At 64.4% G+C, this 22,693-nt stretch carries 26 protein-coding genes; 10 read left to right on the top strand and 16 right to left on the bottom strand.

Going from position 1 to position 22,693, the window contains the following annotated elements; all coding sequences use genetic code 11:
• Positions 1-30: 30 nt before the first annotated feature.
• The 7 genes from CDQ91_RS12085 to CDQ91_RS12055 all read right to left on the bottom strand — a co-directional run bounded on the left by CDQ91_RS12085 (position 31) and on the right by CDQ91_RS12055 (position 7,728).
• The gene (locus CDQ91_RS12085) at positions 31-1,377 is read right to left on the bottom strand and encodes a dicarboxylate/amino acid:cation symporter (RefSeq protein WP_088472997.1); all 1,347 of its coding nucleotides are present in this window, start codon (positions 1,375-1,377) and stop codon (positions 31-33) included.
• 94 nt (positions 1,378-1,471) lie between these two features.
• Positions 1,472-3,256 carry an SLC13 family permease gene (locus tag CDQ91_RS12080; RefSeq protein ID WP_088472996.1) on the bottom strand — a complete coding sequence of 595 codons (1,785 nt, stop codon included), beginning with the start codon at positions 3,254-3,256 and terminating at the stop codon, positions 1,472-1,474.
• Between the two features lie 7 nt (positions 3,257-3,263).
• Positions 3,264-4,340 carry a chorismate synthase gene (aroC, locus tag CDQ91_RS12075; RefSeq protein WP_088472995.1) on the bottom strand — a complete coding sequence of 359 codons (1,077 nt, stop codon included), beginning with the start codon at positions 4,338-4,340 and terminating at the stop codon, positions 3,264-3,266.
• A gap of 4 nt (positions 4,341-4,344) precedes the next feature.
• On the bottom strand, positions 4,345-4,875 hold the full coding sequence (locus tag CDQ91_RS12070) for a GNAT family N-acetyltransferase (protein ID WP_088472994.1): 531 nt from the start codon (positions 4,873-4,875) through the stop codon (positions 4,345-4,347).
• Positions 4,868-5,695, bottom strand: coding sequence for an enoyl-ACP reductase FabI (fabI, locus tag CDQ91_RS12065; protein ID WP_088472993.1), 828 nt, complete (start codon positions 5,693-5,695; stop codon positions 4,868-4,870). The genes CDQ91_RS12070 and fabI overlap by 8 nt, the downstream gene beginning before the upstream one ends.
• Before the next feature lie 2 nt (positions 5,696-5,697).
• Complete coding sequence (locus tag CDQ91_RS12060; RefSeq protein ID WP_088472992.1) at positions 5,698-6,783, bottom strand: YihY/virulence factor BrkB family protein; 1,086 nt, start codon at positions 6,781-6,783, stop codon at positions 5,698-5,700.
• A gap of 3 nt (positions 6,784-6,786) precedes the next feature.
• Positions 6,787-7,728: a DnaJ C-terminal domain-containing protein gene (locus CDQ91_RS12055; RefSeq protein ID WP_088472991.1), complete on the bottom strand. Its 942-nt coding sequence runs from the start codon at positions 7,726-7,728 to the stop codon at positions 6,787-6,789.
• A gap of 139 nt (positions 7,729-7,867) precedes the next feature.
• Between CDQ91_RS12055 and pdxH the strand changes: the two genes are divergently transcribed.
• Entirely contained in the window at positions 7,868-8,443 is a 576-nt protein-coding gene (gene pdxH, locus CDQ91_RS12050) for a pyridoxamine 5'-phosphate oxidase (protein ID WP_088473164.1), read from the top strand.
• A complete protein-coding gene (locus CDQ91_RS12045) occupies positions 8,440-9,261 on the top strand; it encodes a PhzF family phenazine biosynthesis protein (RefSeq protein WP_088472990.1) in 822 nt (273 codons plus the stop codon). Before pdxH ends, CDQ91_RS12045 begins: the two co-directional genes overlap by 4 nt.
• Here CDQ91_RS12045 and CDQ91_RS12040 read toward each other — a convergent pair.
• A complete protein-coding gene (locus tag CDQ91_RS12040) occupies positions 9,256-10,395 on the bottom strand; it encodes a serine hydrolase domain-containing protein (protein WP_237245957.1) in 1,140 nt (379 codons plus the stop codon). The genes CDQ91_RS12045 and CDQ91_RS12040 overlap by 6 nt on opposite strands.
• 16 nt (positions 10,396-10,411) lie before the next feature.
• On the opposite strand from CDQ91_RS12040, the gene CDQ91_RS12035 reads away from it, so the two are divergent.
• A complete protein-coding gene (locus CDQ91_RS12035) occupies positions 10,412-10,804 on the top strand; it encodes a hypothetical protein (protein WP_237245976.1) in 393 nt (130 codons plus the stop codon).
• On the opposite strand, the gene CDQ91_RS12030 is transcribed toward CDQ91_RS12035, so the two are convergent.
• Together CDQ91_RS12030 and CDQ91_RS12025 are read right to left on the bottom strand one after the other, a co-directional pair.
• Positions 10,788-11,039, bottom strand: coding sequence for a hypothetical protein (locus tag CDQ91_RS12030; protein WP_088472987.1), 252 nt, complete (start codon positions 11,037-11,039; stop codon positions 10,788-10,790). The genes CDQ91_RS12035 and CDQ91_RS12030 overlap by 17 nt on opposite strands.
• Positions 11,040-11,042: 3 nt before the next feature.
• Positions 11,043-11,825: a helix-turn-helix domain-containing protein gene (locus CDQ91_RS12025; protein WP_158213669.1), complete on the bottom strand. Its 783-nt coding sequence runs from the start codon at positions 11,823-11,825 to the stop codon at positions 11,043-11,045.
• A 96-nt stretch (positions 11,826-11,921) separates the two neighbouring features.
• Here CDQ91_RS12025 and CDQ91_RS12020 point away from each other — a divergent pair, with 96 nt between their 5' ends.
• On the top strand, positions 11,922-12,695 hold the full coding sequence (locus CDQ91_RS12020; protein ID WP_088472985.1) for an SDR family oxidoreductase: 774 nt from the start codon (positions 11,922-11,924) through the stop codon (positions 12,693-12,695).
• Positions 12,696-12,699: 4 nt separating this feature from the next.
• Here CDQ91_RS12020 and CDQ91_RS12015 read toward each other — a convergent pair whose 3' ends face one another.
• The 4 genes from CDQ91_RS12015 to CDQ91_RS12000 form a co-directional block, all read right to left on the bottom strand.
• Positions 12,700-13,629, bottom strand: a complete 930-nt coding sequence (locus CDQ91_RS12015) for an alpha/beta fold hydrolase (RefSeq protein ID WP_088473163.1) — start codon at positions 13,627-13,629, stop codon at positions 12,700-12,702.
• A 95-nt stretch (positions 13,630-13,724) separates the two neighbouring features.
• Positions 13,725-14,093, bottom strand: coding sequence for a cupin domain-containing protein (locus CDQ91_RS12010; RefSeq protein WP_201791895.1), 369 nt, complete (start codon positions 14,091-14,093; stop codon positions 13,725-13,727).
• On the bottom strand, positions 14,083-14,547 hold the full coding sequence (locus CDQ91_RS12005) for an NUDIX hydrolase (protein ID WP_088472984.1): 465 nt from the start codon (positions 14,545-14,547) through the stop codon (positions 14,083-14,085). Before CDQ91_RS12005 ends, CDQ91_RS12010 begins: the two co-directional genes overlap by 11 nt.
• On the bottom strand, positions 14,544-14,822 hold the full coding sequence (locus tag CDQ91_RS12000; RefSeq protein WP_164499254.1) for a BolA family protein: 279 nt from the start codon (positions 14,820-14,822) through the stop codon (positions 14,544-14,546). Before CDQ91_RS12000 ends, CDQ91_RS12005 begins: the two co-directional genes overlap by 4 nt.
• A gap of 28 nt (positions 14,823-14,850) precedes the next feature.
• On the opposite strand from CDQ91_RS12000, the gene CDQ91_RS11995 reads away from it, so the two are divergent.
• From CDQ91_RS11995 to CDQ91_RS11980, 4 genes are all read left to right on the top strand, one after another.
• Complete coding sequence (locus CDQ91_RS11995; RefSeq protein ID WP_088472983.1) at positions 14,851-15,480, top strand: J domain-containing protein; 630 nt, start codon at positions 14,851-14,853, stop codon at positions 15,478-15,480.
• Positions 15,481-15,507: 27 nt separating this feature from the next.
• A complete protein-coding gene (locus CDQ91_RS11990; RefSeq protein ID WP_088472982.1) occupies positions 15,508-15,945 on the top strand; it encodes a nuclear transport factor 2 family protein in 438 nt (145 codons plus the stop codon).
• A gap of 107 nt (positions 15,946-16,052) precedes the next feature.
• On the top strand, positions 16,053-17,042 hold the full coding sequence (gene cobS, locus CDQ91_RS11985; RefSeq protein ID WP_088472981.1) for a cobaltochelatase subunit CobS: 990 nt from the start codon (positions 16,053-16,055) through the stop codon (positions 17,040-17,042).
• On the top strand, positions 17,039-18,229 hold the full coding sequence (locus tag CDQ91_RS11980; RefSeq protein WP_088472980.1) for an alpha/beta hydrolase: 1,191 nt from the start codon (positions 17,039-17,041) through the stop codon (positions 18,227-18,229). Before cobS ends, CDQ91_RS11980 begins: the two co-directional genes overlap by 4 nt.
• Here the strand turns inward: CDQ91_RS11980 and CDQ91_RS21880 are convergent.
• Positions 18,226-18,360, bottom strand: a complete 135-nt coding sequence (locus CDQ91_RS21880; RefSeq protein WP_272897615.1) for a hypothetical protein — start codon at positions 18,358-18,360, stop codon at positions 18,226-18,228. The two genes, CDQ91_RS11980 and CDQ91_RS21880, sit on opposite strands and share 4 nt — an antisense overlap.
• Positions 18,357-19,550 (bottom strand): MFS transporter, encoded by a 1,194-nt coding sequence (locus CDQ91_RS11975; protein ID WP_201791894.1) that lies wholly within the window; start codon positions 19,548-19,550, stop codon positions 18,357-18,359. Before CDQ91_RS11975 ends, CDQ91_RS21880 begins: the two co-directional genes overlap by 4 nt.
• Positions 19,551-19,764: 214 nt before the next feature.
• Here CDQ91_RS11975 and CDQ91_RS11970 point away from each other — a divergent pair, with 214 nt between their 5' ends.
• Positions 19,765-20,760 (top strand): IS30 family transposase, encoded by a 996-nt coding sequence (locus CDQ91_RS11970; protein ID WP_088472978.1) that lies wholly within the window; start codon positions 19,765-19,767, stop codon positions 20,758-20,760.
• 64 nt (positions 20,761-20,824) lie between these two features.
• A complete protein-coding gene (gene cobT, locus CDQ91_RS11965) occupies positions 20,825-22,648 on the top strand; it encodes a cobaltochelatase subunit CobT (RefSeq protein WP_088472977.1) in 1,824 nt (607 codons plus the stop codon).
• Positions 22,649-22,693 lie beyond the last annotated feature (45 nt).

Genomic DNA, 22,693 nt, shown 5'->3' with positions numbered 1-22,693 from the left:
CGCCCCCTTGGGCGGCCGGAAAGCTGCGCCTTATGCTTTGTCGACCGCTGGCTTGGTTTCATCCCCCGCCATATCATCACGAAGATCGAGCCCTTGGGTTCCATGATGCGGCGTGTGGGCCGGGGCGTGGGGCCAATCGGCATCGGCCGGCTCGGGCGCCTCCAGCATGCCTTCCCATTTGGCGATGACCGAGGTCGCGACCGCATTGCCGACCACGTTCGTCGCCGACCGGCCCATGTCGAGGAACTGGTCGATGCCGAGGATCAGTGCCACGCCCTCGACCGGAAGCCCGAATTGGGTCAGCGTTGCGGTGATGACGACAAGGCTGGCGCGCGGGACGCCCGCAATCCCCTTGGATGTCACCATCAGCGTCAGCAGGATCAAGATTTGCGTGCCGATCGACAGGTCGATGCCATAGGCCTGCGCGATGAACAGCGTCGCAAAGCTCATATACATCATCGAGCCATCGAGGTTGAAGCTGTAGCCCAAGGGCAGGACGAAGCCCGAAATGCGGCGCGGGACGCCGAAGCGATCAAGCTGTTCGAACAGCTTGGGCAGCGCGGCCTCGGACGAGGCGGTAGAAAAGGCGAGCAGCAGCGGTTCGACGATGTAGCGCGCCAGCGTCAGGATGCGCTTTCCGAGGAAGATCGCACCGAGCGAGAAGAGGATGATCCACAGCAAGGCGAGGCCGAGATAGAATTCGAGGATCAGGCGCAGGAAGTCGAGCAGGATACCGAGCCCGTTGACCGTGATCACCCCCGCGAGCGCACCGAACACCGCGAAGGGTGCGAACAGCATCACATAGTTGGTGATCTGAAGCATCAGTTCGCCGAGCAGGTCGACGGCGTGCACCAGCGGCGCCGCACGCTCACCGAGCGCCGACAGGCCGACGCCCGCGAAGACCGAGAAGACGAGAATCTGGAGAATGTCGTTCGCCGCCATCGCCCCGAAGATCGATTCGGGGAAGATGTGGAGAATGAAATCGCGCAGATTGAGCGCGCCGGTCTTCAGCTCACCCACCTCGGCGGTCGGCGTCAAATCGAGACCGACACCCGGCTGGAGGAAATTCACCAGCAACAGCCCGAGCGTGATCGACATGAAGCTGGCCCCGATGAACCAGAAAAGCGACTTTGCGCCGATCCGGCCAAGTGCCGCGCTGTCGCCCATATTGGCGATGCCCGCGACGATCGTCGCAAGCACGAGCGGCGCGATGATCATCTTGATCAGATGAAGGAATACGTCGGGCAGGATTCTGAAATAGCCGGCAATCTGCGTCGCCGCGGCCTTGTCGGCACCGATCTGCGCATGGGCGATGGCACCGGTGATGATACCGATCACCATTCCGATCAGAATGAATAAGGTCAGGCGTTTCGCCATGAAAAGATGCTCCCTGGTTCCGGGTTTCCCGGATGATATGGCGGAGGGGGTAACAGCCCCTCGGATCAGGAGCAATCGCGCGATTGCAATCGCGTCAGGTCATGAAAAAGACGATGGCGAGGCAGGTCGATACGCCGGTGATGATATTGAGCGGCACACCGATCTTGACGAAATCGACGAAGCGATAATCGCCCGCGGCATAGACGATAGTGTTGGTCTGATAGCCGATCGGGGTCGCGAAACAGGCGGATGCACCGATCATCAGCGCGATCACCAGCGGGCGCGGATCGACGCCAAGTTCGGCGGCGATCGCCAGCGTGACCGGCGTCATCAGCGCCGCAACGGCATTGTTGCTGAGCAGTTCGGACAGGATCAACGCAAAGAAATAAATGCCGAAGACGAGCACCCAGGCGGGCGCGTCGGCGAGCGAAGGTTTGACCCAGCCGACCATCATCGCGACCGCGCCGCTGTTTTCGAGCGCAAGCCCGACCGCGAGCATCGCGAAGATCAGGATCAGCACGTCGCCGTCGATCGTTCCCCATGCTTCCTCGCTGTCGATGCAGCGGGTGACAAGGATGACGCCGATCGCGATGAGCGCGGCGACGCCGATCGACATCACATCGAACGCGGCGAGCGTGACCACCGACAACATGCACAATATTGCGATCCACGCCTTGCCGCGGCGAAAGGCACGCACCTTGGCGAGATCGGCGCCGATCATATGCGGGTTGTCGCGCAGCGCCTCGACCTCGCGCGGGCCGCCCGCGACAAGCAGGCGGTCGGCGGGGCGAATACGGACGCTGGCGAGATCGGGGCCGGGCTCGTGCGCCGGACGGTCGAGGCCGATGACGCGCGCACGGATTTTCTGGAGGAAAGGAATGTCGATGAGGCGCTGGCCGATCGCGGGGTGGTTGGAGGCGACCATCGTTTCGACGACCGTGTCGCTTGTCGCGGGTTCGCCGCTGCCGATTCCAAGGAGGAAGCGGCCCTGTTCGCGCCAGGTCATCAGGGTCGCGCCGTCGACGCGGAGGATCAGGCGATCGCCCGGAGCGAGAATCCAGTGCTCGAGATCGGCGCCATGCACCACCGCCGAACCCCGGCGGATGCCGACGATCCGTCCCGAGCGCGGCAGGTCGCGAAAAGCCTCGACCGTCATGCCGACCAGATCATCTTCCTCGCCCAGCACCAGCTCGGTCAGATATTGGTGCGCGTCGTGCGTTCCCGCGGGCCCCTTGATCGGCTTGTCCGACGGCAGCAGCCACCACATCAGCGCGAGACCGATCATACCCGACGTCGCGGTGACGAGGCCGATCGGGGTGATTTCGAAAATCCCGAAGCGCGGCATTCCCGCCTCGCGCACGATGCCGTCGACGACAAGGTTGGTCGACGTGCCGATGAGCGTCAGCGTGCCGCCGAGCACCGCTGCGATTGAGAGCGGCATCAGCAGCTTCTTCGCGCTGACGCCCGTCACGTCGGCGAGCTTCATCATGATCGGCAGCAGGACGACGACGACCGGGGTATTGTTGAGGAAGGCAGAGGCAACGAGAGCACCGATGAGCACTTCGACGATCGCGAGGCGCGGATGCTTTTCGGCGCGCGCCATGATCAGGTCGGCGACGCGCTGGATCACGCCGGTGCGGATCAGCGCACCCGACAGCACGAACATCGCGCCGATGACGATCGGCGCCGAGTTGGAAAAGACCGAATAGATTGCCTTGTCGTCGAGGATACCGAGCGCGAGGCAGGCGCAGGCACCGAGGATCGCGATCACCGTCGCGGGCAGCCGCTCCATCAGAAAACCGACGAACATTGCCGCAAGGATCAGCAGCGTTATGACTGCCTGATGCGCCTCGATAAATGTTCGCAGCGCCTCGATCATGTGATGCTTATCCGCACTGGGCGCGGTGGAGCAATTTATGATCGGCGAGGACGAGCGCCATCATCGCTTCGACCACCGGGGCACCGCGGATGCCGACGCACGGATCGTGGCGGCCCTTGGTCACGATGTCGGTCGCCTCGCCCGCCTTGTTGATCGTCGGCACCGGGGTCAGGATCGAGCTGGTCGGCTTGAACGCGACGCGAACGACGACGGGTTGGCCGGTCGAGATGCCGCCGGCGATGCCGCCGGCGTTGTTCGAGAGGAAATCGGGGCGGTTGCTGCCGTCGGTCGCGGGACGCATCGGGTCGGCATTTTCCTCGCCGCGCAGGCGCGCGGCATTGAAGCCGGCGCCGATTTCCACAGCCTTCACCGCGTTGATCCCCATCATCGCGGCGGCGAGGTCGGCGTCGAGCTTGGCATAAATGGGCGCGCCCCAACCGGCGGGGACGCCGCTGGCGGCACATTCGATCACCGCGCCGAGCGAACTGCCCGATTTGCGCGCGGCGTCCATCAGCCCCTCCCAGCGCTGCGCGGCAGCGGGGTCGGGGCAGAAGAAGGGATTGCGGTCGATTTCTTCGAGGTCGAAATTCGCGGGATCGATCGCATCGCCGCCGATTTCGGCGACCCACGCGTGGATCTGCACCTCGGGGATCACCAGCCGCGCGACGCCGCCTGCGGCAACGCGCGCCGCGGTCTCGCGCGCGCTCGAGCGGCCGCCGCCGCGATAGTCGCGGATGCCATATTTGGCGTCATAGGCATAATCGGCGTGGCCGGGGCGATAGGCCTGCGCAATCTCGCCATAATCCTTCGATCGCTGGTCGACATTCTCGATCATCAGGCTGATCGGCGTACCCGTCGTCTTGCCCTCGAACACCCCCGACAGGATGCGGACCTGATCGGGTTCCTGCCGCTGCGTCGTGTGGCGCGACTGGCCGGGACGGCGCTTGTCGAGGAACGGCTGGATATCGGCTTCGGAAAGCGACAGGCGCGGCGGACAGCCGTCGACGACGGCGCCGAGCGCGGGACCATGGCTTTCCCCCCAAGTGGTGAAGCGAAGAACGCGCCCGAAGCTGTTGAAACTCATTGCCCTATCCCATCCGGCCGAATGCGGGTGCATAATCCGCGCGTCCGCCTAGCGGCCAAGCCGCTTCCTTGTCCAGCATCATGGCCATGAAATGCGGCCCGGCAAAGGGCGAAGCGAAGCGCGCGCCCAGTTCAGGCGAATAGCCGAAGCGCGGATAATAGGCCTCATGCCCCAAGACGAAGCTGATCGCGGCACCCTGTTCGCGCAGCCGGTCGAGCCCGGCACGGATCAACGCATCGCCGATACCCTGCCCTTGCAGGCCGGGCTTTACCGCCACCGGCGCCAAACCGGCGGCGGAAAGCGGCGCCCCGTCGGCCTCGACATCCATCCTGCTGAACAGCACATGCCCGACGACTTCGCCGCCCACTTCGGCGACCAGCGACACCAAAGTATCGCCATCGGCTTCGATCATCCGCACCAGTTCCGCCTCGCCCTGATGACCGAACCCGGTCCCGGCGAAGGCGGCGCGAATGACGGTATCGATCGCATCACCATCCTCCGCGCGCGCGGGTCGGATGACCGGCGCATCAGACAAGCGCGATGTCCGGCGCGTCTTCCTGTTTCATGCCGACGGTGTGATATCCGGCGTCGACATGGTGCGTCTCGCCGGTCACGCCCGAGGCGAGGTCGCTGAGCAGATAAAGCGCCGAGCCGCCGACATCGTCGATGGTGACGTTGCGGCGCAGCGGCGCATTATGCTCGTTCCATTTCAGGATCAGACGGAAATCGCCAATGCCCGACGCCGCGAGCGTCTTGATCGGTCCCGCCGAGATGGCGTTCACGCGGATGCCCTCGGGGCCAAAATCATTGGCGAGATATTTGACGCTGGTCTCCAGCGCCGATTTTGCGACGCCCATGACATTGTAATGCGGGATCACCTTTTCGGCGCCATAATAGGATAGCGTCAGCATCGACCCGCCGCCCTTGCCCGTTTCGGGATCAACCGGGGTCATCATCGCGGCGGCGCGCGCGGCGACGGCGGTGAAGCTGTAGACGCTGATGTTCATCGTCATCAGAAAGTCGTCGAGCGTGACGTCGGCATATTTGCCGCGCAGCGCTTCCTTGTTCGTATAGCCGATCGCATGGACGATGAAGTCGATCGTCGGCCAGCGTGCGGCGAGCGTCGCAAAGGCAGCGTCGAGATTGGCCATGTCGGACACGTCGCAATCGATCAGGAAATCGCAACCGAGCTGGTCGGCGAGCGGCTTCACCCGCTTTTCCATCACCTCGCCCTGATAGCTGATCGCGAGTTCAGCGCCCGCGCCGTGCAAGGCCTTGGCAATCCCCCAGGCGAGCGATTTGTCATTGGCCAGGCCCATAATCAGCCCGCGCTTGCCCTGCATCAAACCTGTCATTCTTATTCTCCGGTAATCACGTCGTCGACGCGCCCAATAGCGTCATGGCCCAAATCCTCAACCTCGACGAGCGCGGCATTGAGTTCGGCGCCGATGACCATACCAAGGCCAACGAGGTAGAAAAAGAACAGCGCGACCATCACACCCGCAAGGCTGCCATAGGTTGCGTCATAGCTGAGCAGGCTGGCGAGCAAAGGCGGCAGCGCCAATGTGACCCCGATCCACCACAGGGTGGTGAACGCCGCGCCCGGCCATTTGGGGCAATGTTTGAGCTTGCGATATTTGGACGGGGTCAGCGAGTAGAAGAGGAGGTAAATGGCGAGAAACAGGCCCAGACCCGAGACAACGCGCGAAATCGCGACGGTCCCCGCCGCCTGTAATTGATCGGGCAACACGCGGCTGATAAATTGTTCGACGCCGACGATCAGCACCTGCATGCTGAACGACAGGAGCATCAGCACGACCGCGCCGGTGATGATCCCGAGCGACAGCAGGCGATAGTGAAAGAAACCGCGGCTGAAGTGCGTGCCATAGGCGCGGCGCAAAATGTCGCGCACCGTTTCGATCAGGCTGCCGACGGTCCACAGCGCGACAAAAGCGCCGAGCCACAGGAAAATCCCGGTGCGCGCACTCATCACTTCGCGAATCGGTCCCGCCAGCGCCTTGGCGACGGTCGGCGGCATCGTCGAGAATACCGCCTCGATCGCCGCTTCGCCGCCGACGCTGCCGCCCAGCAAGCTGAGGGCAGCGGCGAGCAGGATGAAGAAGGGGAAGAGCGCGATCAGTGCCAGATAGGCGAGATTGCCAGCGTGGATGAAGCCGTCGGTATAGGTGCCGACGACAACGCGGCGGACGATGTGGAAAATCCGCGTTCGGGGGCCGAGCCGCTCGCGGCTGCGTTCGATGACCCCCTGCGCCCGCGCGCGCAAATGGATGCGCTTGGCGCGTTCGGCGCGCGCCTCGGGCGAATGGGGTGAATGGCCCTCGGCCAGAAATTCCTGGCCGACCTCCTCGGTAACTTCGCGCGCCAGCGCGTCAGCCGCCGTTTTCTCGGCAACCTTCGCTCTGGCATCGCTCCGTTCAGCCACGCATCACACGCCCAGATCCGCGCGCACGGCCCGCGTATCGGTCCATTCGCCGACCAGCTTCGCGAGGCCCGCGTCATCGGCGGGCAGATCGACCATCAAGCGCACGAGTTGATCGCCGCGTCCGCCGCCCTTCTGACTGAAGCCCTTGCCCTTCAGGCGCATGACCTTGCCCGAAGTCGAGCCCGCAGGGATCGACAGCATGACGGGACCGTCGACGGTCGGAACCTTCACCTTCGCGCCCTGCACCGCTTCGTTCAGCGTCACGGGCAGGTCGAGGCGGATATTCGCGCCTTCGCGGATGAAAAAGGGATGATCCTTGACCGAAATGGTGACGATGCCGTCGCCATGGCCGCCCGGTCCGGGCTGCCCCTTGCCCGCGAGGCGCATCTGGGTGCCGGTTTCGACCCCGGCGGGGATTTTCAGGTCGATCGTACCGCCATCGGCCAGCGTGATGCGTTGCGGCGCCTGCGTTGCGGCGTCGATGAAGGAGACCGCGAGGCGATAGGCGACATTGGCGCCCTTGGCCGGCGGCGCACTGCGCCCACCGAAACCGCCGAACGGTCCGCCGCCACCGGCAGCTGCACCGCCGCCGCGACCGAACAGGCCTTCAAAAATATCGCCGAAGTCGGAGCTTTCGTTTCCGAAACCGCTAAAGCCGCCGGGGCCGCTGCGCTGGTCGCCGCGAAAACCGCCGCTGCCGCCATAACCATATGGCATCGCCGGATTCCCGTCGCCGTCGATCTCGCCGCGGTCGAACTGCGCGCGCTTCGTCTTGTCCGACAAAATGTCATAGGCCCGGGTGACCTCGGAGAATTTCTCCGACGCCTTGGGGTTGTCCTTGTTTTTATCGGGGTGCAATTGCTTGGCGAGTTTGCGGTATGCGGTTTTGATTTCCGCTTCGCTTGCGCCTTTCGCGACGCCAAGAATGGAATAGGGATCTGCCATATTGTTCCTGTAGCCCGAATATTGTTAAGCCGGGAAGGCCCGATTGCACGCGATGTGGGAATCGCCCCGCGACGGGTCAAGTTCAGATGACGATGGTGGCTCGACCGCACCCGCAGCGCACGATATGACCGCGCCCATGATCACCGATCCCTTTGCCCTGTTCGACAGCTGGTTCACCGAAGCGCGCGCCAGCGAACCCAATGACGCCAATGCGATGGCGCTCGCAACGACGACGGCGGACGGCCACCCGTCGCTGCGCATGGTGCTGCTCAAGGGCCACGGCCCCGACGGCTTCATTTTCTACACCAATCTCGACAGCCGCAAGGGCGGCGAGCTGGCGGCGAACCCGCATGTCGCGCTGCTGTTCCACTGGAAGTCGCTGCGCCGCCAGATCCGCATCGAAGGGTCGGTAACGCCGGTCGACGACGCCACCGCCGACGCCTATTTTGCGACGCGCAGCCGCGACAGCCAGCTTGGCGCCTGGGCGAGCGACCAGTCGCGCCCATTGGACGCACGCGAGACATTCGAAGCGCGTTTCGCCGAGGTCGAGACGCGTTTTGCGGGACAGGATGTGCCGCGGCCGCCGCGCTGGTCGGGTTGGCGTGTGACGCCTGCCGCGATCGAATTTTGGCAGGACCGCGCGCACCGGCTGCACGAACGAACGCGCTTCACCCGCGACGGCGATAGCTGGACCAGCGGATTGCTTTACCCATGAGCGCGCAACGCCGCCTGCCGATCAGCCGGGTCGACGCCTTCGCCGATCGCGCCTTCACCGGCAATCCCGCCGCGGTGATGCCGCTGGAGGAATGGCTGGGCGACGGGGTGCTGCAGGCGATCGCGGCCGAGAATAATCTCGCCGAAACCGCCTTTCTGATCCCCGACGAGAGCGACGACGCCGATTATGAGCTGCGCTGGTTCACCCCGACGACCGAGGTCGCATTGTGCGGCCATGCAACGCTGGCGAGCGGACATGTCCTGCTGACGGCGGCGCCGTGGCGGGGCGACATGCGCTTTCGAACCCGCAAGGCCGGGATCTTGCGCGTCGCGCGCAACGGTGAGGATGCCGGCTATCGCATGGAACTGCCCGCCTATCCGCCGGCGCCCAAAGCCTTGCCCCAGATCGTCGCGGCGCTCGGCGGCGATGCGATCGAGACGCTGTGGCACGACGGCGGCTATGCGCTGATCGTGTATCGCGATGCCGATGCCGTGCGGGCGCTGGCGCCCGATATGCGCGCGCTGAAAAAGCACGGTGACATACTGATCATCGCGACCGCGCGCGGCGACGGCGATATTTCAGACGCCGATGTCGTCAGTCGCGCTTTCGCACCCGGCGCCGGGATCGACGAGGACCCGGTGACCGGATCGGCGCATTGTGTACTGACGCCTTACTGGTCCGGTCAGTTGGGCCGCGATCACTTCGCCGCCTATCAGGCGAGCGTGCGCGGCGGCCATGTCGGTTGTCGGCTTGTTGGCGACCGGGTCGAACTCACCGGGACCTGCGTCACGACGCTGGTCGGGGACTTCCTGCTATAAGGCCTCGGTCAAATCGGCCAGATGGCGGCGCAATGCCGGGAACTGGTCGTCATTTGTCACGCCGAGCCGCACGATCGTCACCCGCTGCGACGGCGAGACGATGATATATTGCCCCTGATGCCCGATGCACGCGAACAGGTCGTTCGGACCGCGATCGGGCCATAGCGCCGCCGGCGCGCCCGCCGGGCGGCGCCGGTTGAGCCAGATATGACCGCCATAGCCCGCATCATTGGCCGATGGCGTCAGCATGAATTTCATCCAGCTTTCGGGGAGCAGCCGCTGGCCGTCGACGACGCCATGGTTGCGCAGAAATTCGCCGAACTTCGCATAGTCGCGTGCGGTCGCGTGCATGATCGACCCGCCGATCATCGTGCCCTTCGCGTCAAATTCCGGGGTCAGGCTAGTCATGCCGAGCGGCTCGACCAGCCGCCCCTGAATGAAGTCGCGCATCGCATCGCGCCGCGCGGCGGGATTTCGCGACGGGGTCAGCGCGTCGGTGATAATGTCGGACAGAATGACGCTGGTCGCCGAGCTGTAATTAAACAGTTCATCGGGCTGCGCCGCCGCGGGCTTCGCCTCGGCAAAGCCTGCCATATCCTGCGCCCCACCGCCGAACAGCATCGCGACGGTATCGCCCTGCCACACCGGATCGCCATTTTCTACATGCTCAATGCCCGAGGACATGTGGAGCAGATGCGCGAGCGTGATCGCGCCGCGCGGATCGCCGCTGCGCTGCCACGCCGCGACCGGGGCCGGACCATCGAGCGACAATTGCCCCCCGGCGACGAGAAAGCCCGTCAGCACCGCGGTGATGCTCTTCGCCATCGACCAGCTGATCAGCTTTGTCTCAGGCCCGAAACCCGGCGCATAGCGCTCGTAAATTGGTTCACCATCGCGCAGCACATAGAGAGCGCGCGTCTGTCCGACGTCATCCTCGTCGGCGAACAGCGCATCGGCCTTCGCCTTGATTGCGGGATCGAGCGCGGGCAGCGGCGGCAGCATGTCGCCCCGCACGTCATGATCGAGCGAAGCCCCCATTTTGGGTGCGGGCGATGCCGGCGCAATGCCGCCCTGCCCCGCCGCCTGGCTCAGCGACCAGCCCCCGAGCATCACGACCGCCGCACTTGCCAGCATGAGTTTTTTCGTGATCATGGGTCCGGTGAGTAACATCAACCCACCCGAAACGCCAAGCGCGGAGCCGACGCCAACACCGGCCACTCGATCCCGCGCGCGGGGCGGCTGCCTGCCGTGGGTCGTCATCCTCGCGCTACTGATGACCGGCTTCCTGATCTGGAAATTCCCGTCGTTCAAGGCGCAGGCCGAGCTCGGCTCCGCCTATGCCGCGCGCGTCGGCTGTTCGTGCCGCTATGTGCAGGGGCGCAGCCTCGACAGCTGTCAGAGCGATTTCGAACCCGGCATGGAACTGGTGTCGCTCGCCGAAGACCCTGCGACCAGGACGGTGACCGGCAGCGTGCCGCTGCTCGCCTCGCGCAGCGCCCGCTATGCCGGCGCCAGCGGCTGCCTGCTCACGCCCGAGGATTGATCCGCGCGGTTGCGAGCGCGATCCCGGCGGGCGCACCGAATATGAGCAGCCATATGACGGCTTCCTCCGCCCAGCCGTACCCGGCGTAGAACACACCGACGAGAAGGTTGGCGATCGAAACGGCCAGCCAGAGCAGCAGAAACAGCCGCGTCGCCCGCGCCCCGTCGCGTATGGTCAGGCGTATCGCGATCAGCAGGGCAACCCCTGCCAGCAGCATGATGGCGGTGTGCGACATATATTAAGCCCCCCTGGTCGTCATGAGAACGGAATCGCCGCGGCGTCGCCATTCGCCCGGCGACATGCCCAGCTTGGCGCGAAAGGCCGAACAAAGATGGGCATGGCTCGAAAAGCCCGTCGCAAGAGCAATTTCGGTCACCGAAACGGGAAGGCTGTCGAGATAGCGACACGCCCGCCGCAAACGCTGATGCAGCACATATTGGGCGGGTGTCCGTCCCGTGGCACGGGCGAAATGGACGATCAGACTGTTCACCGACATCCCCGCCTCCACCGCCATGTCCTCAACCGTCAAATGTGTATCGAGGCGATCCTCGATGGCGGCGCGCAGCGCGTCGATACGCCGCGTCATCGCGGGCGGAACCGGCCGGGACGGGCCGCGCCTTTCCATCAGATCGGCCAGCGCCGCGACCAGCGCACCGGCGGCATCGATGTCTCCGGCAAGCAGTGCACGCACCAGCGCAGCCATGCCCCGGTCGCGATACCCCGCCAAAGCGCCCGCACCGGGGCCGACGGTCAGACGGTCCGAAGGAATATCGACTGCGATATAGCCGACCGCACCGCCCTGCGCCGCGCCGCGATACTGCTGCCCGGCAGGTGCAAACCATATTTCGCCCGACAGCGGTGATCCGAGCGAGGTTCGCCGCCCGTCGAGCCATGTTTCCAGCCGTTGATAGCTTCCCGCCTCGTGCAGGATCAGCGCATGGTCGTCGCGCTCGATCGTCCAGCTGGCCGGTCCGTCGATCCGCTCCTCGACATAGGCTGCCTTGAGTCCGCCCGTCTGCATCGCCGCACTATGCGAAACTCTGGGAGAATCTGAAAGCCTCGAATCGCGGCCTTTCCTAAACCGGCCTCCTCTCTCCATCATTCAGGGACCAGCAGAATGAGTATTCACAATATCGAAGGCAAAAAAATCCTGATCGCCGGCGGCGCAAAGAATCTGGGCGGCCTGATCGCACGCGATTTCGCAGTAGAGGGCGCGCGCGCCGTGACCATTCACTATAATAGCGACGCCTCACGCGCCGAAGCCGACGACACCGTCCATGCGATCCGGGCGGCGGGCACCGAGGCGCATGCGTTCCAGGCCGACCTGACGAGCGCAGCGGCGATGGAGCGTTTGTTCGCCGACGCAAAGGCGGCGATGGGCGGCATCGACATCGCGATCAATACGGTTGGCAAAGTGTTGAAAAAGCCGATGCTCGAGATCAGCGAAGCCGAGTTTGACGCAATGAGCGCGGTCAATTCAAAGACCGCCTTTTTCTTCCTGAAAGAGGCTGGAAAACATGTCAGCGACAATGGCAAAATCTGCACGCTCGTCACGTCGCTGCTCGGCGCATACACGCCCTTTTACTCGAGCTACGCCGGGACGAAGGCCCCGGTCGAACATTATACCCGCGCTGCATCGAAGGAGTTTGGCGATCGCGGCATTTCGGTGACTGCGATCGGGCCGGGTCCGATGGACACACCCTTCTTTTATCCGGCCGAAGGGGCGGATGCCGTCGCCTATCACAAGACCGCCGCCGCGCTGTCGCCCTTTTCCTCGACAGGTCTGACCGACATCGAGGATATTGTACCGTGGATCCGTTTTCTGGTCAGCGACGGCTGGTGGATGACCGGCCAGACGATCCTCGTGAACGGCGGCTACACGACCAAATAGGCGATCAGTCCGCCGCCTGCCCAAGGAAGGCGTCCATCGCGGCATTGACCGCATCGGGCGCCTCCCACGGCACGAAATGACCGCAACCCGGCACCTCGACGATCGTCACATCGGGCACCAGCTCGTCGATCCCGTCGAGGTTGCACGGGGGCAATGCGACATCGTCGAGCGCCCAGACGACCAAGGTCGGAATATTAAGCGTCGGAAAGGGCACCGCCGGCGGCGCATCATAAGGCTCGTCCATCGCCGGGACCATCACCGGCGAAGCGCGATACCAGTTGATCATCGCGCGGCAGGTGTCGCGATCCTCCCAATCCTTGAGGAAACGGGCGATTTCGTCGGGCTCCGCCATGCCGCCGCTCGGCACCCGTCCGGCAAAGGCGTGGGCGAGCAAACCGGCGATGCCATGCCCCTCGATGATCGCGTCGCTCGCCGGATCGCGGAAGGTGCGGATATATTGGCTCGCGGCGCGCTGGTCGGCGTTGGTGACGAGCAGGCGCTGAAAGACTGCGGGGTGCGGCGCATTGGCGATGACCGCGCGGGTGACGCGCCCCGCCCAAGCCGGGTGCAGCCCGCCGGGCTGACCGCCGAGCGCGACGCCCCACGCGATCGCTCCGCCCCAGTCGTGACCAACGATGGTGAACTGACCGACGCCAAGCGCATCGGCCATCGCGAAAATATCGGCGATCAGCTTGTCGGGGGTGTAGCTGTCGGCATCCTGCGGCTTCGACGAGCCGCGATAACCGCGCTGATCGGGAGCGATGCAGCGAAAATTCTTCGAGAAATGCGGCAGTTGGTGGCGCCAGGTGCGGTGCGATTCGGGGAAACCGTGGAGGAAGATCAGCACCGGCGCATCGCGCGGCCCCATATCGACGACGTCGAGTTCAACGCCCGTCGACAGCTTCAACCGCACCTGTTCGAATTCGCCCGTCATCGACACCGCTCCCATTGGTTTCTTTTCGAAACCAAGTTGGCGGGGATCGCGGCGGCTGGCAAGAGGCCAACGCCCCGAACTCGCCGAATGGGCGACTAATCGAGCCGTTCCAGCGCGCTGCGCGTCTTTTCGGTTCGGACGTTTCCCGTGTTGAGCGTCGAATTGGGTTCGAGCAGCAGCACCTGACATTCGCCTTCCAGCGCCTCGGGGCAATGTTCGGTGCCGTGGGGCACGATGATGAACTCCCCCGGCTCGACGATCACATCGCGGTCGCGGAAAGCCATTTTCATCCGCCCCGCGACGACGAGGAACAATTCGTCTTCATGCTCGTGATGATGCCAGTCGAACTTGCCGGCGAGCTTCACCAGCTTGACCTGAAAATCATTGATATCGCCCGCGACGCGCGGGTTCCAATGGTCGTCGAAGCTCGCAAAGGCTTCGGCAAGGTTCACCTTATCGATCATCGTCTTCTCCCGCGCCCGCCAATATGTCCTGCCACAGCGTCGTTACATCCCGCGGAAACCAGGCTTCATCCTGCGCTTCCAATTCGCCGGGGGACCACCAGCGGTGCGTCAGCATGACTTTCTGTTCCAATTCGGTGTGGCCATCGGAACTGATCGCGTCGCTATCGACGCGGATCGAAAAATATCGTTCTTCGGCGTCGACATCGACATTTTGCAGCGTGACGAAGCGGACGTGCCGCACCGCGACCACCGGCCCGGGATCGGCTTCGATGCCCGTCTCTTCATAAAGCTCGCGGCGTGCCGCCGCCTCAAAACTCTCACCCGGATCGACGGCGCCGCCCGGCGTCACCCAAAAAGGCGCGCGACCTTCCGCAGTAAAGCGGAACATCAGTAAGCGTCCCGCCGGGTCGGTGACCAGCAAACGCGCAGCGGGACGTTTCGGCCGGTCGCTCATTCGCCCGGTGCGGTGGCCTTGATGGCGAGCGCATGAACGCGCTGCCCCGGCAGGTCACCGAGCGCCTTGTTCACGGTGCGCTGACGCGCGACGCGGTTCATGCCGGCAAAGCCCGCCCATTCAATGGTCAGGCTGAAATGCGACTCGCCGCTGCCGTCGTCGCCCATATGGCCATGATGGCTGGCGCTATCGTTGTTCAGGATGAAATTTGCGTCGGGAAAGGCTGCGCTGAGCAGGCTTTCCATCTCGATTTGCACAGGGCCTTTGATCGTCATGACTTGACCATAAGCGTTCGATCGCCAAATGATAAGGGCTCCCCATCGTCCCGAAAGCGTCTTTTTGCCCTCCTCCGCTCGTCCCAATCGTTTTCATGGCCGCGTCGTGCGCGAAGATCGGTGCGCCGCGCCCGGATGCCGCGAGCAGGGCGAATTTCGCGCGCCCATGTCGGCGACGCGCTCGCCCGACGGGCCGCCCGCCTATCGCTGGCTGTGCCTCGACCATGTGCGCGAGTTCAACGCGGGCTATGATTATTTCAGCGGCATGAGCGCCGACCAGATCATCGCGGCGCAATCGCCGACCGCGGGCTGGGAAACAGAAAGCCGGACCTTCCGCACCGCGGGCAGCGCCGACCTGCCGCCGCGCTGGGCCGACTTCAAGGACCCGATCGACGCGCTGGGTGCGCGTTTTCGCCAGCGGATGGACGAGGCGCGGCGCGAAGCCGCCGATCCCCGTTTCACCCGCGAGGAACATCGCGCGATGCAGTTGATGGAGCTTTCGGTCGACGCCGACCGCGCGATGCTGCGAAAACGATACAGCGAGCTTGTTCGGCGCTATCATCCCGACCGCAATGGCGGCGATCGCAGCCATGAGTCGCGGTTGAACGAGGTGGTTGCGGCCTATCAGCTGCTGCGCAAAACCAAGGCGTTCGCATAGGGGATGCACGCCTGAGGGAGTGGGCCAATGACCGAACTTGATGCAGCCCGAATCGAAATGGTTCGCCGCCATATGGCGTTGGAGATCGCGCAGGACTGGGACGGCGTTCTCGCAACTTTCGCCCACCCCAGATATGAACTGCTCGGTCCCGGCACGATCTTCGACGGCGAAGCGGCGGTGCGGTCCTATTTCACCACGTCGCGCACGCCCTTCCCCGATCAGGCCAATGAAGTGATCGCGATCGCCGCCGACGCCGCGACCGATACGGTGCTGGTCGAATTCTGGCTGACCGGCACGCATCTGGGGCCACTCAACATCGGTCTGCGGCGGATCGAGCCGACCGGCAAGGCGTTCCGCATCCGCATGGCGGCGAGCTTTCAGTTCGGTCCGGGCAGCGACAGGATCGTCTGCGAACGCCCCTATTACGACCAGTCGGCGGTCCTCAAGGCGCTCGATCTGCTCTAAAATCGCCGCAAAAGGCGTTGCAAGCCGCAACCCATGCCTATACCGCGCTAGCCGATACGCCGGTGTGCTGGCGAATCTCTCCCTGAATTTCTCGTTGGGCCTTTGACATGACCGATATCCCGAACAGCCTTCCCGACCATCATGGTTCGACGCTCCTCTCGGCGCCCGATACCGAAATCGATGCGCGCGAGGTGTTCGGCGTCAATATCGACATGAAGGTGCCGGCATTCAGCGAAGCCGACGAACGCGTCCCCGATCTCGATCCCGCCTATGTCTTTGACGGCGACACCACGCTGGCGATCCTCGCGGGCTTCAAGCACAACCGCCGCGTGATGGTGCAGGGCTATCATGGCACGGGCAAGTCGACCCATATCGAACAGATTGCAGCGCGCCTGAAATGGCCGTGCATCCGCGTCAACCTCGATGCCCATATCAGCCGTATCGACCTGGTCGGCCGCGATGCGATCGTGCTCAAGGACGGCCAGCAGGTCACCGAGTTCCGCGAAGGCCTGCTCCCCTGGGCATTGCAGACCCCGACCGCGCTCGTCTTCGACGAATATGACGCGGGCCGCCCCGACGTGATGTTCGTGATCCAGCGCGTGCTGGAGGCCGAGGGCAAGCTGACCCTGCTCGACCAGAATCGCGTCATCCGCCCGAACCCGCATTTCCGCCTGTTCGCGACCGCGAACACCGTGGGTCTCGGCGACACGAGCGGGCTGTATCACGGCACGCAACAGATCAACCAGGGCCAGATGGACCGCTGGAACATCGTCGTCACGCTCAACTATCTGCCCGCCGCGACCGAAAGCGCGATCATCCTCGCCAAGGTCCCCGGCACCGACGACGCCACAGTCGCGAATATGGTGAAGGTCGCCGATCTGACGCGTCAGGGCTTCATCAACGGCGATATCTCGACCGTGATGTCGCCGCGCACGGTGATCAGCTGGGCGCAGAATACGGCGATCTTCAACAGCATCGGCTTCGCATTCCGCCTGACCTTCCTCAACAAATGCGATGAGGCCGAGCGGATGATCGTCGCCGAATATTATCAGCGCGTATTCGGCGAGGATCTGCCCGAAAGCGTGGTCGCGAAGTGATCGCCGCGCGCCACCTCGCGGTGGCGTGTGCCGCACTGGCGCTGTCCGGCTGCATCACGCCGGTTGAATATGGCAAAATTCGCCACGCCGACTATGTCGCCGACCCGCGCTGCACCGCGCAGCCGGGCGCGGCGGTCGATGGCGCGGCGCTGCCTTTGTTCTTCGCGACGAGCCGCCTGCCCGACTGCCGCACCGACGATATCCGCCTGCTGCGCCATCGCGGTGACCGGATGCGCTATGGCCGCTTTGCCGCGCCGGTCGAGGTCAAGGTCGGGCGTGACAAGGCATTGCGCACGCCAATGGCGTTTCAGGATTCGGCCGACTGGTGGCGCGCGCTGCAGGCCGAGACCGACCGCAAACAGGGCCGCGTGCTGCTTTACATCCATGGCTATCGCGAGACGTTCGAGACGACGTCGAAGGATGCGGCGCAGATCCAGCGCATGACCGGCTTCGACGGGCCGGTGATCGAATATAGCTGGCCGTCACAGGGTGAGATATTGGGCTATGCGGTCGACGAGACCAACATGTATCACGACGTCCGCAATTTCCGCGATTTCCTGAAGACACTGGCCGAACGCACATGGGTCAAGGAAATCGTCATCGTGTCTCATTCGCTGGGCGCGCGACTGGTCGTGCCCGCGATCGCCTATGTCGACCGGGCGTCGGCGACCGCCGACAGCAGCAATATTTCGAACATCATCCTCGCCTCGCCCGATATCGACCGCGAGACATTCGAGCGCGACATTGCCGGTGACGTCCTGGCCCCCGCGCGCGTAGCGCGCGGTCGGCGGATCAGCGTTTACGTATCGCTGAAGGATAAGGCGCTCGCCGCCTCGCGCGCGCTCCACGGCTATCCGCGCCTTGGCTCACCCTATTGCTTCGATCCGTTCGAGGCGGCGGACCTTCAGGCCAAGGGGCTTCCCGCGCGCTGCTATCCCGTCGCCATCTCGGGCATGACCGTGATCGATACCACCGACGTATCGCGCACCTCGACGGGACACAGCAATTTCCTGCGCAGCGCGGTCGCATGCCGCGATTTCGTTGACGTCGTCGCGGACAAAAAAACGCGGCCCGAGCGTGTCACGACGCACCTCGCTTATGTCTTTCGGCTGCTTCCCGATCCCGCGGTTCCCAAGGATGGCGACGATGCGATCTGCAACCGCGTGCCGACGGCGGAGCAACCCTAGCCGAAGCCGCACATGACCGCAACGTCGGTGAGCCAGATCACAAGCCCCTCGCCGCTCCACAGCCACAGGCCGCCGGTCGCAATGACCGCGAACAGCCCGAGCGCCACCCAATCCTGCCGCGCAATCTTCATGCCGCTTGCAGCCGTTTGACCGGACCGTCGGCGATCGGCAGGTGGACGAGCCCGGCGAACAGTCCGAGCGCGATCGAAAAGCCCCATGCGATATTATAGCTGCCGGTCGCGTCGAAGATCAGCCCCGCCATCCACGCGCCGAAAAAGCTGCCGAGCTGATGGCTCAGAAACACGATGCCATAGAGCATCGAGAGATAGCGGATGCCAAAGATGCGCCCGACGATGCCGCTGGTCAGCGGCACGGTGCCGAGCCACAGGAAACCCATTGCGCCCGCAAACACCAGCGCGCTCGCGTGGTTGAGCGGCAGGAAGAGGAACAGCGCGATCACCGCCGAGCGCGCGACATAGAGCCCCGACAGCACATATTTCTGGCGCAGAACATCGCCCGCGCGGCCGAAAGCATAGGAGCCGAGGATGTTGAACAGCCCGACCAGCGCCAGAACCTGCGCGCCGATTTCAATCCCGAGCCCCTTGTCGTCGAGATAGGCGGGCAGATGCGTCGCGATGAAGGCGATGTGGAAGCCGCAGACGAAAAAGCCCGCGTTGAGCAGCCAGAAGCCGCGATGCACCGCGGCCTCGCGCAGCGCCTCGCGCGCGGTCTGATCGACCTCGGCACTCAGACCCGGCCCGTCGGTCCGCCCTGCAACGCCGATCGCAAGAAGGCCGCAGAGCGCGACCATCGCCGCCATGATCCACAAAGTCTCATGATAGCCGAGGTCGCCGAGCAACCGCGACGCCAGCGGCACGACGAGAAATTGCCCGAGCGACCCGCCCGCGGTGACCATGCCAAAGGCGCTGCTGCGCTTTTCGGGGCTCACCACCCGGCCGACAGCGCCGAGCACGACGACGAAGGTCGTCGCCGATTGCGCCATGCCGATCAGCAAGCCGAAGCTGATATGCAGCCCGATCGCTTCGGTCGCGAGCGCGGCACCGATCAGCCCGACCGCATAAAGCAGCGCGCCGCCGAGCACGACGCGCCCCGCGCCATGCTTGTCGGCAAGCGCGCCGACGAAGGGCTGGACCAGCCCGAACAGCAGGTTTTGCAGCGCCATCGCGAGGCCGAAGTCCGACCGGCTGATCCCGATATCGACGCTCATCTGCGGCAGGAACAGGCCGAACGACTGGCGGACCCCCATCGCCAGCGTGACGATGAGCGCCGCGCAGAGGATGACGATCCAGGGCTTTTTCATGGGGGAGATTGTGGGGGAGGCCATGGGCTGCGGATGCCCTTGGCCTCGCGCCGGGTCAAGCGAGCATAGCGATGGCCTGGCCTACACGCCCTTCGCACCCCCTCCCCCCCCCCCCCATCGTCAGCCCGGACTTGATCCGGGGTCCATGACCAGCCGCAGCAATAGCCCCCCCTGAGTTCACAAACGAAGTGCAACACCTCACACAGGTGTTGCCATGTCGAGATACCGTCAGTTATCGATTGAGGAGCGCTGTTCGATTGCCCGTCTTTATGAAGACGAGCAATCGATCCGGCAGATCGCTACAGCTCTGGATCGCCAGCCGTCGACCATCGCGCGCGAGTTGAAGCGCAACTGTGGAGCCAAGGTCGGTTACCAGCCTGCCTATGCGCAGGCGCAGGCCGATGCTCGGCGCTGGACCGGGACGCGGCTCGAGCGTGACGATGCCTTGCGTGAACAAGTGCTCGACCGGCTCGCGCAGGGCTGGTCGCCTGAGCAGGTGGCGGGGCGTCTGGCCCATGAACAAGGCCATCAGGTCATCAGCCATGAGACCATCTACCGCTTCGTCTATGCCCAGCTCAAACGCACCAACGACCGGCGCTGGCGCTTCTACCTCCCGCGCGCCAAGTACAAGCGCGGCTGGCGCACCAAGGGCGGCTGGCCGCGCTATACCGACCGTCTCTCGGTCCACGACCGCCCCGACAGCATCGCCACCCGCAAGCAGGCAGGCCATTGGGAGGCCGATGCCATGCTCTTCTCCACTTCGGGACAGGCGATCCTGATCGCCCATGAACGCCACTCGCGGATCGCCATCGCCCTGCGTCAGGCCAGCCTCAAGGCCGATCCCGTCGCCGACGCGCTCGTCGGGATGCTGAGACCCCTGCCAGCCGCGCTGCGACGCTCGATCACCTTCGACAATGGCACCGAATTTACCCGCCATCACCGCATCGAACAGCAGCTCGGCCTCAACGCCTACTTCTGCGATCCGCACGCTCCATGGCAGAAAGGCGGTGTCGAAAACGCCATCGGCAGGCTGCGCCGCAACCTGCCCCGAAAAACCAACCTCGACGACTTGTCAGCCAAAGCCATCGACGCCATCATCGCAAACTACAACAACACACCCAGAAAATGCCTCGGATTCAAAACCCCAGCCGAAACCTTCCGCACGTTGCACTTCAAATGTGAATCCACACCCGGATCAAGTCCGGGGTGACGAAGAGGAAAAGTCGTTCCTCCCTATCTTCCTTCAACGGCAAAAGCTGGTTAGAGCCGATTCCATGTCCGCTTCTTCTCCTCTCGACGACTTCAAGGCCGCGCTGTCGAGCGTGGCGCGTGCGGTGACGCGCGATGCCGAGGTCGAGGTCGGCTTCACCGCCGACGCGCCCGCGCAGATCGGCAAGGCGATCAAGGTTCCGACGCCGTCGCGCACCCTGCCCGCCGATCAGGTCGCCGAAGCGCGCGGCTTTGCCGATGGCTATGCGCTGCGGATGAAGCATCACAGCGAGAAATTGCACGCTGCGGCGCGCCCGTCCGAACCGCTCGCCGCCGCCGCGTTCGACGCGATGGAGCGCGCGCGGATCGAGGCGCTGGGCGCGCGTCACATGGACGGGATGCGCAGCAACCTGTCGGCCAGCCTCACGATGCGGATGCGCAGCGACCCGATCAGCCGCGCGCAGAACCGCGACGATGTGCCGATTTCAAGCGCGCTCGAGCTGATGCTGCGCGAAGCGCTGACCGGCGACACGCCGCCGCAAGGCACCGAAACCGGCCTGTCGCTGGTGCGCGAATGGATCGCGAAAGATGCGGGCGGCGACATCACCGCGCTGTCGATGCTGCTCGACGATCAGGCCGCCTTCGCCGAGACCGCGAAGCTCGCGCTGCGTCACCTCGACCTGATCCAGAGCGACGAGCCGATGGAACAGGGCAGCGAGGACGGCGGCGACGAGGATGAATCGGAGGCCGAGGAAAGCCAGGAAGAACAGGATAGCGAGGACGGCGGCGCCGGTGAAAGCCAAGTCGACGCCCGCGCCGAAATGGCCGGCGATCAGGCAGACGACGGCGACAGCGACCCCGACGCGCAGGAAATGGATGCCGACGGCGAGCCCGAAATGGGCGGCGAAGGCGATGAGGGCATGTTGCCCGTGCGTCCCAACCGCCTGCCCACCGATGTTCCCGATTTCAACTATCTGCGCTTCACCGAAAAGCATGACGAGATCATCCTCGCGACCGAGCTGTGCGACGCCGACGAACTGACGCGGCTGCGCGCCTATCTCGACCAGCAGATGGCGCATCTGCAGGGCGCGGTGACCAAGCTCGCCAACCGCCTTCAGCGCCGCCTGATGGCGCAGCAGAACCGCGCATGGGATTTCGATCAGGAGGAAGGCCAGCTCGACGCCGCACGCCTCGCGCGCGTGATCGTCTCGCCCGGCCAGTCGCTGTCATACAAGGTCGAGCGCGATACCGATTTTCGCGATACCGTCGTCACGCTGCTGATCGACAATAGCGGCTCGATGCGCGGGCGGCCGATCAGCATCGCCGCGATCAGCGCCGACATTCTCGCGCGCACGCTCGAACGTTGCGGCGTGAAGACCGAAATCCTCGGCTTCACGACGCGGACGTGGAAGGGCGGGCAGAGCCGCGAAGACTGGCTCGCGGCGGGACGCCCGGCGCATCCCGGCCGCCTCAACGACTTGCGCCACATCATCTACAAGCCCGCCGACGAGCCCTATCGCCGCGCGCGCAAGTCGCTCGGCCTGATGATGCGCGAAGGGCTGCTCAAGGAAAATATCGACGGCGAGGCGCTGACATGGGCGCACAGCCGCATCATCGGCCGCCCCGAGGAACGCCGCATCCTGATGGTGATTTCGGACGGCGCACCGGTCGACGACAGCACATTGTCGGTCAATCATGGCGCCTACCTCGACCAGCATCTGCGCCAGGTGATCGAATGGATCGAGAATCGCTCACCCGTCGAGCTGTGCGCGATCGGCATCGGCCATGATGTGACGCGTTATTACAGCCGCGCGGTGACGATCATGGACGCCGAACAATTGGGCGGCACGATGGTCGAGCAGCTGGCGAGCCTGTTCGACATCGACTGAACCGGACGGCAAAAAGGGGAACGGCGGCGCCGCTCCCCTTTTCTG

The sequence above is a fragment of the Sphingopyxis witflariensis genome, assembly GCF_002205635.1.
Lineage (GTDB): Bacteria > Pseudomonadota > Alphaproteobacteria > Sphingomonadales > Sphingomonadaceae > Sphingopyxis > Sphingopyxis witflariensis.
This window is presented reverse-complemented; position numbering and strand designations above follow the sequence as displayed.

Excerpts from the sequence above, each read along its gene's own strand:
- CDQ91_RS12085 (WP_088472997.1), bottom strand. The coding sequence starts at position 1,377 with ATGGCGAAACGCCTGACCTTATTCATTCTGATCGGAATGGTGATCGGT.
- CDQ91_RS12080 (WP_088472996.1), bottom strand. The coding sequence starts at position 3,256 with ATGATCGAGGCGCTGCGAACATTTATCGAGGCGCATCAGGCAGTCATA.
- aroC (WP_088472995.1), bottom strand. The coding sequence starts at position 4,340 with ATGAGTTTCAACAGCTTCGGGCGCGTTCTTCGCTTCACCACTTGGGGG.
- fabI (WP_088472993.1), bottom strand. The coding sequence starts at position 5,695 with ATGACAGGTTTGATGCAGGGCAAGCGCGGGCTGATTATGGGCCTGGCC.
- CDQ91_RS12055 (WP_088472991.1), bottom strand. The coding sequence starts at position 7,728 with ATGGCAGATCCCTATTCCATTCTTGGCGTCGCGAAAGGCGCAAGCGAA.
- CDQ91_RS12045 (WP_088472990.1), top strand. The coding sequence starts at position 8,440 with ATGAGCGCGCAACGCCGCCTGCCGATCAGCCGGGTCGACGCCTTCGCC.
- CDQ91_RS12040 (WP_237245957.1), bottom strand. The coding sequence starts at position 10,395 with ATGCTGGCAAGTGCGGCGGTCGTGATGCTCGGGGGCTGGTCGCTGAGC.
- CDQ91_RS12035 (WP_237245976.1), top strand. The coding sequence starts at position 10,412 with ATGGGTCCGGTGAGTAACATCAACCCACCCGAAACGCCAAGCGCGGAG.
- CDQ91_RS12030 (WP_088472987.1), bottom strand. The coding sequence starts at position 11,039 with ATGTCGCACACCGCCATCATGCTGCTGGCAGGGGTTGCCCTGCTGATC.
- CDQ91_RS12025 (WP_158213669.1), bottom strand. The coding sequence starts at position 11,825 with ATGCAGACGGGCGGACTCAAGGCAGCCTATGTCGAGGAGCGGATCGAC.
- CDQ91_RS12020 (WP_088472985.1), top strand. The coding sequence starts at position 11,922 with ATGAGTATTCACAATATCGAAGGCAAAAAAATCCTGATCGCCGGCGGC.
- CDQ91_RS12015 (WP_088473163.1), bottom strand. The coding sequence starts at position 13,629 with ATGACGGGCGAATTCGAACAGGTGCGGTTGAAGCTGTCGACGGGCGTT.
- CDQ91_RS12010 (WP_201791895.1), bottom strand. The coding sequence starts at position 14,093 with ATGATCGATAAGGTGAACCTTGCCGAAGCCTTTGCGAGCTTCGACGAC.
- CDQ91_RS12005 (WP_088472984.1), bottom strand. The coding sequence starts at position 14,547 with ATGAGCGACCGGCCGAAACGTCCCGCTGCGCGTTTGCTGGTCACCGAC.
- CDQ91_RS12000 (WP_164499254.1), bottom strand. The coding sequence starts at position 14,822 with ATGACGATCAAAGGCCCTGTGCAAATCGAGATGGAAAGCCTGCTCAGC.
- CDQ91_RS11995 (WP_088472983.1), top strand. The coding sequence starts at position 14,851 with ATGATAAGGGCTCCCCATCGTCCCGAAAGCGTCTTTTTGCCCTCCTCC.
- CDQ91_RS11990 (WP_088472982.1), top strand. The coding sequence starts at position 15,508 with ATGACCGAACTTGATGCAGCCCGAATCGAAATGGTTCGCCGCCATATG.
- cobS (WP_088472981.1), top strand. The coding sequence starts at position 16,053 with ATGACCGATATCCCGAACAGCCTTCCCGACCATCATGGTTCGACGCTC.
- CDQ91_RS21880 (WP_272897615.1), bottom strand. The coding sequence starts at position 18,360 with ATGAAGATTGCGCGGCAGGATTGGGTGGCGCTCGGGCTGTTCGCGGTC.
- CDQ91_RS11975 (WP_201791894.1), bottom strand. The coding sequence starts at position 19,550 with ATGAAAAAGCCCTGGATCGTCATCCTCTGCGCGGCGCTCATCGTCACG.
- CDQ91_RS11970 (WP_088472978.1), top strand. The coding sequence starts at position 19,765 with ATGTCGAGATACCGTCAGTTATCGATTGAGGAGCGCTGTTCGATTGCC.
- cobT (WP_088472977.1), top strand. The coding sequence starts at position 20,825 with ATGTCCGCTTCTTCTCCTCTCGACGACTTCAAGGCCGCGCTGTCGAGC.